Below are 2,633 nucleotides of genomic sequence, written 5' to 3'. Positions count from 1 at the left end.
GATCGACGCCGAGCGGCTCTACCAGCTGGTGCGCCAGCCGGGCCGCATCGGCGACCGCACGATCGAGATCCGCTTTCTCGACCCCGGTGCCCGCGCGTTCGCGTTCACCTTCGGCTGAGCAGAACCGCCCGCGTCACTGCGCCGGATCGCGGTGCGTCCAGCGGATCGCGTCGATCTCGGYGAGCAGCTCGGGCGACAGCGCCGTGCCCCAGGCCGCCAGGTTCTCGTCCAGCTGCGCGAGCGAGGTGACGCCGATGATGGTGCTCGCGACGCGCCGGCTGCCGTAGACGAAGGCGAGCGCGAGCTGCGTCGGCGAGAGGCCGTGGCGCCGTGCCAGCGCGTTGTACAGGCGCGCGGCGGCCAGCGCCTCGGGGCGGCCCCAGCGGCCCTTCTTCATGCCGTCGAAGATCGCCAGCCGCCCGGGCTTGTCGGCGGCGTCGAAACCGATCTCGTCGTACTTGCCGGTCAGCGCGCCGAACGCGAGCGGCGAATAGGCGAGCAGCGAGACCTGCTCGCGGTACAGCGTCTCGTCGAGCCCGTTGTCGAGCGCACGGCTGGTCAGCGCATACGGGTTCTGCACGGTGGCGATACGCGGCAGCCCGTGCTGGCCGGCCAGCCGCACGAACTCGCCGACGCCCCACGGCGTCTCGTTCGACAGCCCGATGTGCCGGACCTTGCCGGCCTTCACCAGCCCGGCCAGCGCCTGCAGCTGCTCGTGGATGCTGCTGAATTCGGTGTCCCGGGACGGATCGAAATACAACGCGCCGAAGGTCGGCACGTTGCGGTTCGGCCAGTGGATCTGGTACAGGTCGATCACGTCGGTGCGCAGGCGCTTCAGGCTGTCGTCGCAGGCCTGCACGATCTCGGCGGCCACCAGGTTCGCGCTGCCGCCGCGCACCCAGTCCATGCTGCGGCCGGGGCCGGCCACCTTGGTCGCGAGCACCACCTTCTGGCGCACGCCGGGCCGGGCGGCGAACCAGTTGCCGATGATGCGTTCGGTGGCGCCGTAGGTCTCGCGGCGTGTCGGCACCGCGTACATCTCGGCGGTGTCGATGAAGTTGATGCCGCGCGCGACGGCGGCGTCGAGGATGCGGTGCGCCACGGCTTCGTCGACCTGTTCGCCGAAGGTCATCGTGCCGAGGCAGATCGGGGTGACGCGCAGGTCGCTGCGGCCAAGCGGGAGGGTGGTGAAGGTGCTCATCGGGCCAGTTTAGGGAGATTTCCGGAACCGCGTGCCCGCTCCTCTTCCTGCAGCCGCAGCACGCGCCGCTGCACCTTGCCGGTGGTCGTCATCGGCAGCGCGTCGATGAACTCGACCTCCTTCGGGTACTCGTAGGGCGCGAGCCGGCCCTTCACATGCGCCTGCAGCTGCTCAACCAAGGCGGCATCGCCGACCACGCCCGCCGCCAGCACCACGTAGGCCTTGACCAGCGCACCGCGCTCGGCATCGGGTTTCGGCACCACCGCCGCGTTCGCGACGGCCGGGTGCTTGACCAGGCAGTTCTCGATCTCGCTCGGCCCGATCCGATAGCCCGCTGCCTTGAAGACGTCGTCGCTGCGGCCCTGGTACCAGAGGTAGCCGTCGTCGTCCATCAGCGCGGTGTCGCCGGTGCGGCACCAGCTGTCGTCGGGGTCGCCGGTGAACTTGGCGCGCGTCGCGGCGTCGTTCTTCCAGTAGCCGAGGAAGAAGACCGGGTCGGGTGTGCCGTGCACGTCGCGGCGGTGCACCGCCACGTCGCCCGGCGTGCCGCGCGGGCATTCGCGGCCGTCGTCGTCGAGCACCGCGACGCGGTGGCCCGGGTAGGCACGGCCCATGCTGCCAGGGCGCGCCGGCCAGCCGGGCTGCGCACGGCCTGCGGCATCCAGGTATTCGGTGCAGTTGCCGACCACGTAGTTGATCTCGGTCTGGCCGAACATCTCGTTGACGGTGATGCCGAGCTGCTCGCGGCACCACGCGAACACCGCGTCGCCGACCGCCTCGCCGGCGCTCATCACCGTGCGCAGCCGCAGTGCGTAGCGCCCGCGCGGCGACGGCACGGCCTTCATCATCGCCTTCAGCGCGGTCGGGAACAGGAAGGTGTTGGTGACGCCGTAGCGCGCCATCAGCTCGAAGGCCTTCTCGGGGCCGAAGCGGCCCTGGTACGCGACGATCTCGCGGCCGAAGTACAGCGTGGGCAGCAGCGCATCCATCAGCCCGCCGGTCCAGGCCCAGTCGGCCGGGCTCCAGAACACCTCGTCGCGGCGCGGGAACCAGTTCTGGCTCGCGACGAAGCCGCTCAGGTTGCCGATCAGCGCCCGCTGCGGCAGCAGCGCGCCCTTCGGCGGGCCGGTGGTGCCGCTGGTGTAGATCAGGATCGCCGGGTCGGCGGCCTGCGTCGCGACGGGCGTGAAGCCGCCGTCGTCCTGCTGCAGCAGCGTGTCCCAGTCGACATCGCCCTGCCCGGCCGCCGCACCGGCCGCGACGATGCAGCGCAGCGCCGGGCACTGCGGCCGCACGGCGCGCAGCGCGGCGATCGAGGCCTCGTCGCCGATCGCGACGCCAGCCTCGCTGTGCTGCAGCCGGAACTCGAGCGCCTCGGGGCCGAACAGCACCGACAGCGGCATCGCGACCGCGCCCAGCTGGTGCAGCGCCA

The 2,633-nt window shown here is 71.4% G+C and carries 3 protein-coding genes; 1 reads left to right on the top strand and 2 read right to left on the bottom strand.

Features of this window, described 5'->3' with window-relative positions; all coding sequences use genetic code 11:
* Positions 1 to 118: hypothetical protein (locus AC1D01_RS29285; protein ID WP_477872678.1), on the top strand; the 118-nt coding region annotated here is incomplete at its 5' end.
* Positions 119 to 133: 15 nt separating this feature from the next.
* Here AC1D01_RS29285 and AC1D01_RS29280 read toward each other — a convergent pair.
* Positions 134 to 1,201, bottom strand: coding sequence for an aldo/keto reductase (locus tag AC1D01_RS29280; RefSeq protein ID WP_477872676.1), 1,068 nt, complete (start codon positions 1,199 to 1,201; stop codon positions 134 to 136).
* Positions 1,198 to 2,633, bottom strand: a 1,436-nt coding sequence (locus tag AC1D01_RS29275) for an AMP-binding protein (protein ID WP_477872674.1), incomplete at its 5' end; no start/stop codon positions are given. The genes AC1D01_RS29275 and AC1D01_RS29280, both read right to left, overlap by 4 nt.

The organism is Rhizobacter sp. P3_B12 (assembly GCF_056402895.1).
The sequence above is the reverse complement of the archived record's forward strand: the minus strand, read 5'-3'. Positions and strand labels throughout refer to the sequence as shown.